Source organism: Candidatus Poribacteria bacterium, assembly GCA_026706025.1.
Classification (GTDB): Bacteria; Poribacteria; WGA-4E; order WGA-4E; family WGA-3G; genus WGA-3G.
This window is the reverse complement of the sequence record JAPOZO010000038.1, coordinates 1-8422: the sequence shown is the minus strand read 5'-3', so window position 1 is coordinate 8422 and position 8422 is coordinate 1. Positions and strand designations below refer to the sequence as shown.

5 protein-coding genes are annotated in these 8422 nt (G+C 49.1%); 4 read left to right on the top strand and 1 reads right to left on the bottom strand.

Annotated elements, in window-relative coordinates; translation table 11 throughout:
* Nucleotides 1-427: 427 nt before the first annotated feature.
* Nucleotides 428-3664 (bottom strand): hypothetical protein, encoded by a 3237-nt coding sequence (locus OXH00_08670; protein ID MCY3741079.1) that lies wholly within the window; start codon nucleotides 3662-3664, stop codon nucleotides 428-430.
* Between the two features lie 682 nt (nucleotides 3665-4346).
* Between OXH00_08670 and OXH00_08665 the strand changes: the two genes are divergently transcribed.
* The 4 genes from OXH00_08665 to OXH00_08650 form a co-directional block, all read left to right on the top strand.
* On the top strand, nucleotides 4347-4985 hold the full coding sequence (locus OXH00_08665; GenBank protein MCY3741078.1) for an AAA family ATPase: 639 nt from the start codon (nucleotides 4347-4349) through the stop codon (nucleotides 4983-4985).
* Nucleotides 4975-5259: a hypothetical protein gene (locus OXH00_08660; GenBank protein ID MCY3741077.1), complete on the top strand. Its 285-nt coding sequence runs from the start codon at nucleotides 4975-4977 to the stop codon at nucleotides 5257-5259. Before OXH00_08665 ends, OXH00_08660 begins: the two co-directional genes overlap by 11 nt.
* A 177-nt stretch (nucleotides 5260-5436) precedes the next feature.
* The gene (locus OXH00_08655; GenBank protein ID MCY3741076.1) at nucleotides 5437-7032 is read left to right on the top strand and encodes an AAA-like domain-containing protein; all 1596 of its coding nucleotides are present in this window, start codon (nucleotides 5437-5439) and stop codon (nucleotides 7030-7032) included.
* Nucleotides 7033-7576: 544 nt separating this feature from the next.
* A partial coding sequence (locus OXH00_08650; protein MCY3741075.1) for a replication initiation protein occupies nucleotides 7577-8422 on the top strand: 846 nt, incomplete at its 3' end.

Here is an 8422-nt window from a genome sequence, read left to right as displayed (position 1 = left end):
CACCGGCGGTTACCGTCTGAAGGTCCCCTGCGTTCCGGGTCAAGCGATTAATCGCCTCCGCGGTGCCCTGCACACCCAACGCCAGCACGAGGGTCATCATCATAACGAGGCATGAATTCGTTGTAAAAAGTTTGGTTTTCAAAAGAATATCTCCTATTCAGTTTTGTCCGTTATTAAAGATTCATTCAACTTGGCAACAGTTTCACTTGGCATCAACCTGTCTCATAAGGTTGGATAGGACTCGGGGTTTGGTGCCCCGAGTTGAGACTCCTATCCGCCAAGTATCGTGAAAACTAAAGCCGAGGCATCAGAGACACCCCGGCTCCAGTTTGGTTAAGGTTAGTTCTGAATAGTTTATCCCTGAAATAACCTCTTTGTTGCTACTACCTTCATAGTTTTCGGTTCGGATTGCTACGCAATCCTTGAACTATTCTTGTTCCTTAAGTTCTCCCCAGAGCGTCGTGAGTTTACCTGCGGCACCGATATGCCCTTTCAGGCGGTGCGAACGGGTCAACGTTTGACGATTCCCGTCAAGGGAGACATCTTCGATCTGGTAGTAGTATACGATGTTTGGTTGAGCAGTCGTATCCGTGTAGGTATAAGACCGCTTTTCAGAAGTTGTGCCTGCGCCTGGGATCATTGCCGGGTTGACAGCCACGAACTGACCTATGCGTTGCTGTGAACGCTTGATGAAGAATCCAGCGTTGTTCAACTCCGATTGGGTTTCCCATGCGATGACGACTTGACCGGTGACTCGGTCGCGTGCGGCGGTGAACTTCGAGAGTTCGACGGGCAGTGGACCACCCGCGTCATAGCCGGGAGTTCCTACGTCTTCATCGTCGCCGTAGTAGGTCGTCCGATAGGCACCGGCGAGATCTAAGGGTGCAAGCATCCAACCGGCTGCGTCGGTCCCCATATCCATCTCACGACGGATCAGCGAACGCCGGTTACCTTCTGCCGTTGGGAGTTCCCAACCTTGGTCGAGGTTACCGACGACATCGCCACGTTCGACGACTCCACCCGTTTGTGGGGGTAGAAGTGCGACTTTGAACGCCATCTCACTGATCATCGAATACCGAGCATCATTCGGACTCAGCTGACTCTGGGCATCCACGATCCGATCTGCACGTAGATCGCCTTTGCCTGTCCCGACACCCGAGTTACGCCCCGATGCCTTTGAGATAACGAGAACGACCTGGTCTTTATCAACCGTCACATCACCGATTTCGACGTTCACGGTTTCCCCGACAACGTCAGCATCGGCAGAATCGTTGTCAATGTCAATTGACCAGCCCATGAGGCTGACTTCCTTACCGCTAACGTTGGAGAGTTCGATCCACTGCGGGAGTCTGCCACCATTACTGGCGACCATGATTTCAGAAACCATGATGTCAGATCCAGTCGCAACGTCTGCCTTCGCGGGTGGCGGTTCTGACGTTGCTGCAGGGGCTTCTGCGGGTTTTACATAACTGTTCGCAGCCCCTGGCGTGGCAATACGCCGTCCGTTTATGTTCTTAGTCGGAACCATAGACGCTGCCCAACTCGCTTCAGCTGTGCCATCGGTCGTACCCATTATACGGGACATGGACACGAGATCTGAAACGGTTGGATACGTCTGTGTGGCTACAGATACGCCACTGCTACCGGGTGGATTCCAACGGACACCCCCTGGAAGGTTACCAACCGTATCAATGACAGTCCCTAATGCAGAGCTGCTACCTCCGGGACCTTGGAATGCAAGTACCCATTCGTTTTTGTCAATGCCAATCACAGATGCGGTCGTATTATGCAATTCAATCCATTGGCTCTTTGCGACATCAGCATCCGCCTGACCATTATCCTGTCCCCACATGATCTCACTGATGATCACCTGACCCGCAGTATACGCGGTATCGTTAGCACCCGGATACCCTTTCTTTTTCTCAACGCCAGCAGTGTTACCCGCAACGTTTTTGTGGACCAACTGGATCGTGCCACCGTTTCGGAAGAAACTTACCAGATTGGATGCCGGAAAGGGGAAACCGAACTCATGTTTAACGTTGTAACTCCGCTTATTAACTGCTAAGCCTGTCTTGAAGGTCGTGTTCGCATCATCACTATACTTTTCAACCGGTGAGTCAATGATACCTGTATGTTCTACTTTTCCTCTCGCCAGAACGAGATACCCGTTTGCCGGAATGTACTGCTTCTCAGGCAGGCGAATCGCATTCGGCTCGGTCTTGATAGCCGTATCTCGGGCTTCTTGGTCTACAGTAGCAGTCGATTTACCGGTTTTCACCGGAACAGACAGCACTTCGCGAAGGACTCTCACATCCCTTACGCGCTCAGCATCACCTGACAGCGTATCCGCTAAGATTTGTGCCTGCGTCAATGCCTGATAACTGTTTGGACTCGGGATCACCTTGTCATCAAATGTTTTCACCCAGACTGTTACGTTACCTGTGAAATTGTCTTTCGGCGTAATCGTCACGGTGTAGAGGTGATACATGTCATCTCTGCCAGTCGGTTCAGGGAACTCAGTAGGACCAACAGGTGGACCCGCCGCAGGGATACCAGCAGCATTACCAGTAAGGGGAGTGCCTGTTTCATTATATCTTTTCCCGGGGAAGTCATTGACATCAATTCCAGCGGCTCCAGGAGCCACGGGTATAAGCGCGACGGGATCCGCTGCTGACCCATTCAAGACCATAATGTGATCACTGGTGAATTCTGCCGGCTCCTCAGTGAGGATAATCCGAACATCAAAGGCACCGGTTGCGACCGCTGCAATACCACTCTGTGGATCAACCCTTGAAATATCGACCACGCCCGGATCCGACACTTCAATCGGGACCGGCGCAGTACCCGCGGCCCTAGCTGTGGTACTGCCAGTAAAACTGGCTAACATCGCTGAAGAGGGACCGGTAACCTTCGCGTAATGGGCATTCCCTTCATCGTCATCTACGAGGTCGACTCGCAAGAACTTCGGCCCCTTGCTCGTATCTGGCTTATTGTCCTCTTTCGGATCTTTCCGATATTTCTCAATTGCCGCAATACTCGAATCCGCAACTGCCTCTTTATTCAATGTAAAAAACAGCGTGTGGATCTCAAATGGACCACCTGTGGCCACATTGTAGGCCTCCTCGAGTACGCCATAGTCAACGGTGAGCCGGAATTGCTGACCCGGTAATTCACCCGGATCCGCAACATTAATCGCCTGGGGTGTGCTGAAGGCAAGGGTTGCTATTGGAACTGCAGGATCACCGACCGTATGGTTTAGATCTAACGAACCGAGCGATCGCCCAAGATCATCATAAGCATCAACCATAAAATCGGAGAGCTGAAGGGGATCATTGTCGGGGGTTACAGTGTCATCTGTTACATCAGGGCCCAGCTGCACAACTCTATCGAATGCAATTGAAAGGACAACCTGTAGATTAGGGTCAGCCATCCTCGGATACCCCGCAGGGTCAGTTGTACCCGAAATTACATTATCAGTAGTAAATTGGAGACGGCTACGGCCAGACCGCACTTGTAACCCATCATCTGAGGATACATCCACCATCAATTCACCCGGTGTGAAATATGCCTCAAATTCCCCTGCCAGTGCAGGTGGTATGACAAGCCCGATGGAGAGCAACATCATTAAAATCGTTAAGGAAAATGTCATTTTATTTGACAACATTACTAATTTTCCTCCATGAACATGAAAAACATAAAACTAATGTAAAGTTTCGTCTCTGTTTCCTTGAAACCTTACGTAACATAAAAGAACGGACTCAGGGATTATTAAATCCATTCATTCTTTGAACTTAACCTTTTGCACATAACGTTAAGTTTAACAGGGAAAATATAGGAAAAAACCCTCCAATTTAGCCGATTTTGATACGCACAGTTAAGTTTTGTCCACAATTTCAGCAAATGTGGAGAGACGCAGTGAGTTAACAAATAGTAACAGGCAACCGAATTTCCGAAGACGTTGTGCTGATCCTCTCAAAATTAGCCACAGGAACCGCACTCTCTTGACGCTCAACGCCTCAGAAAAACATTTAGGGGTAGGGACACTGGTCAGAACGATACAGCGTGTTGTTAACGGAGCGCTGGTCTTAAAGCCTTATGCTTTTTGGGGCTGTTTGCCGATACCTCCTCAATTTCAGGCCAATAGAGAGAGGAGCGTTTTGAACACTTCCGAGCTCAGCGTGAGGACAGATAATGCCTAAGCAAAACACCTCGGTGGTTTTGATAAGCACTGCTGATATGTCGACATTGTGTAAATGTAAGCACTGCTGACACTCCTGCATCGCTGTCTTGTAACCCATTCTCATACGCAAGCGTAACTTGCATGCAAACACACAGGGAGTTCCGAAATGTTGATGAAAAAGATAGCCATCTTGTCGCAAAAAGGCGGGACAGGGAAAACATATTTTTCTACGAATCTCTCCGTCGCTGCCGAACTCGCGGGACACACAACCGTTCTGCTGGATCTCGACCCACAAAGTTCCTCTGCGAAATGGGGCGACAATCGCGCCGAAGACACCCCAGCCGTCATCTCGACGCATGCCGAACGGTTACCTAAAATGCTCCAACTCGCAGAAGAAAACGGGGCAAGTTTCGCTGTCATCGATACCGCACCCCACACAGAATCCGCGGCACTTGATGCCGCACGCGCCGCCGACCTCGTCATCATCCCCTGTAAGCCAGACTTGGTTAGCATCCAAGCCATCGGCACCACGATAGACCTCGTCCACCTCGCAAAAACACCCGCCCGGATCGTTCTCAACGGCGTGACCCATTACGGCATGCTCGCAGAACAAGCGAGAGTAGGACTTCATATCTACGATATACCTTCTGCCCCGTGCGACATCGGAGACCGTATCGCCTTCACGCATGCCTACAACGCCGGGTTCGGGGTCCAAGAGTTTCAACCCAGAAGTAAAGCCAGTGCTGAAATCACCGCGCTTTATCAATATATCCTCAAAACAATGGAGTCCCCCTATGCCAGCTAAAGAAAAAGTCAATCTCGCTGAAGTCCTGCAACAAAACACCCCTGACCCTCATAAACCCAAGCCCCCTCAAACAGCAGGCGGAAACTCAGAGCCGGTCAATGAGAAGATCGCAGCATCGCGCCGTGGGAAAAAGAACATCTCCGGCTATTTCACACCCGAAGTCCATCGCCAGTTGCGGATCATTGCCGCTGAGGAAGACAAGAACCTCCAAGAAATTTTAGGCGAGGCACTGAATGTTTTCTTTCAGAATAGAGGCAAACCTCCCATCGCCTAACGACTTTTCCGCAGCGGGTGTTTCGGAATTTGAAGGCACCGGGAAAGGATCGTTTCAGCGGGATCGGGCTGCCTCTAATTTCGCCGATAATGAAAACTGTGGAAAAACGGGTTGACGCGTAGGCAAATATCGTGTAGAATAAAATCTCAATAGTTTCTGTGAGAGGAAGATCTGTAGATGCGAAGCTTTGAAACTCGCGGTCCTGTCTACCCTGAAGATAACTACGTTGTTGCCCGGACAGATGAACTCTCGGATTTCATCAATAGGCTGGAAAAGGGGAGGTATGTCGTCCTTTTCGGGCCCCGACAGACCGGCAAAACCACGTTCTTCCATCGCGCTTTAGAGACACTCCCCGTTGGGGCATATTTTCCAATTCAGATCGATTTCCAGTCATCTAACAACCTCGAACCCGCCGAGTTTTACCAAGGTCTCTACGAAGATATTCGCGAGGAAATAGAGGCAGTTTTCCAAAGACGTGGCATCCCACGCTCAGAAGCCCTAACGCACTTTCTAGACAACACGAAAATAACCAATCATCTTTCGATGAGAAGGTTTTTTCGACAATTTTCAAACTTTCTGGAACACCATTATAGTGGACAGAAAGTCGTGCTGGTTATTGACGAGTTTGATGGGATCCCGCGAACCATTGTCAGTGATTTTCTCTATTCACTCCGCCACATCTACCTCTCTGGTAGAGATCGCTGCCCGCACAGCGTCGGTATTGTGGGTGTCAAGAGCATTACGCAACTCAACTACGATCGCTCCATTTCGCCTTTTAATATCCAAGACGAGTTCAAATTGCCGAACTTTACGCTTGAGCAGGTCCGAGAACTTCTTTCCCAATACACAGACGAAGCAGGGCAGCCCTTTGCACCTGTGGTCATTGAATCTATCCACAAACAGACGGCTGGACAGCCTGTACTCGTCAACCGGTTCGCCCAAATCCTTACCGCGGAGATGAACATTCCGAAAAACGAACCAGTCAGAATGGAACATTTTTCAAAAGCACACGGGCAGCTCCTTCGCGAACGAAACACGCATACAGAGCATCTGGTGACCAATATCCGTAGAGATCGGCGATTTGAGGCACTCTTGATGAAAATTGCTTCTTATGATGAGGGGGTATCCTTCAACCTCGACAATGAACTGATTAGTGAACTCGCGACGTACGGCGTTATCGGTGAAGGTGCTGATGGTCTATGTGAAATCGTCAATCCGATTTATCAATTCCGTGTCATGCAGGCGTTCAAACCCGCAGTGAATGGGTTGGAACAGGACTATTTCCCCGCAGACACGCGTGCCGGATTTCAGGACTATCTCACGCCCGACGGACAGATTCACATGGATGCCCTCCTCGATAACTTCCGTGACTTTATCGCACGCGCAGGTTTCAGAATCCTACAAGTGCCAGAGACCCCCCAAGAATACGTCGGTCAGCATCTCCTTTTTGCATATCTTGAGCAATGTGTCCAGAGTGTAGGAGGGACGATGTATTTGGAGGTGCGAACAGGGCGCGGCAGAATGGATATCCTCATCCTCCATAATCAGAGAAAGTACATCGTTGAAACCAAGATATGGGGTGGGGATACCCGCTATGAGGCAGGCAAAGCACAACTCGCAGCGTACGTGGGACTCGAAGCAGCCGTGGCGGGGTACTATGTCGTATTTGATCACCGCAAAGCACCCGAACCGCGTGTAGAGACAGAAACGTTAGACGGCTCTGTGATTCGGAGCTACGTGATACCCGTGATGCAGGAGCGTCCTTCCAACTAACCGAATAAATCCCATCATCAACCCACACATACCTGCGCTACTGAGGGCGTTTCTGTGGGAGAGGCTCTCAATTCTTTAATTCTCTCAATTTTTTTATCGTTGAACAACAGAAAATAGAAGCCCTTCTCTGTAAAAAAAGGCCGTTTGGGTGCATGTTGTTTAACTATTTTAATATTTTTAAGTCTTTTAAATGTTTTAAGGGTGCGATGCGACCACGCCACACCTATGTTTGCGGATTTAAAGGTGATAGTTTATGGGATGAAAGGTGATAGTTTATGGGATGAAAGGTGATAGTTTATGGGATGAAAGGTGATAGTTTATGGGATGAAAGGTGATAGTTTATGGGATGAAAGGTGATAGTTTATGGGATGAAAGGTGATAGTTTATGGGATACCTCTGAAAACCCACGTCCAGCAACGGCTGAAATTGGAATTTTTAGCCTAAAGGTGATAGTTTATGGGATGAAAGGTAATTTTTATATTGAAAAAAGATAACCTGTAGGATATAATACCTGACATATCTCCGAAAGAAAGAGGGACTGCCGATGCTCTTAGTTGAAATCAACGAAGTGATCAAAGCGAGTCCCGCCATCCAGATTCAGAGTAAAATCACGCACTTACAACGGCGTGCCTGGAACGTGCTCCTCGCGAATGCTTACAACGAACTGCCGAATACGGACATCTATAGTGTCAGTGTTGCTGAACTCTCAAGAAAACTCGGCTTTAACAGCCATAACGCGGACTATCTCAAAGAAACATTAGAGGCACTTGTCGATTGCACGGTCGAATGGAATATCTTGGGCAAGGACAATAAACAGGAATGGGGCGTTGCGAGTTTGTTGGCATCGGCAAAAATAAAAGATGGTATCTGCACGTATGGGTTCGCGCCACATCTCCGCCTACAACTCCACAACCCTCGTATTTATACGAAACTCAATCTACGCCTACAAAACCAGTTCACCAGCAAATATGCGCTCGTGTTATGGGAAGTCTGCTTCGATTACTTCGATGCCGATCGACAGCAAGGTGAAACCCCCTTTATGTCGATTGAAATCTTCAGAGAATTCATGGGGCTTGAGAAAAATGAATATAAAATCTACAAAGCCCTCAACCGGGATGTTATCAAACCTGCTATCAAAGAGATCAACGACCTGACGGACTATTACGTTGAAGTGGAGCAGAAACGCTTCAAACGGAAGATCGCCGAGTTGAAGTTTCGTATCACGAAAGTCAAGCAACTTCCTGTTCAAGAATCGGTGTTCCCGGATATAGAGAATCTCCCGTCTGTGGCTGTAGAACTTGTACAAGTCGAGATCGATCGGAAGATGGCACTGCGCATTGCTGAGCAAGACTGGGATTTCGTGATGCCTGAAAAGTTGCCACCTCCTGGC

Excerpts from the sequence above, each read along its gene's own strand:
- OXH00_08670 (MCY3741079.1), bottom strand. The coding sequence starts at position 3,664 with ATGTTGTCAAATAAAATGACATTTTCCTTAACGATTTTAATGATGTTG.
- OXH00_08665 (MCY3741078.1), top strand. The coding sequence starts at position 4,347 with ATGTTGATGAAAAAGATAGCCATCTTGTCGCAAAAAGGCGGGACAGGG.
- OXH00_08660 (MCY3741077.1), top strand. The coding sequence starts at position 4,975 with ATGCCAGCTAAAGAAAAAGTCAATCTCGCTGAAGTCCTGCAACAAAAC.
- OXH00_08655 (MCY3741076.1), top strand. The coding sequence starts at position 5,437 with ATGCGAAGCTTTGAAACTCGCGGTCCTGTCTACCCTGAAGATAACTAC.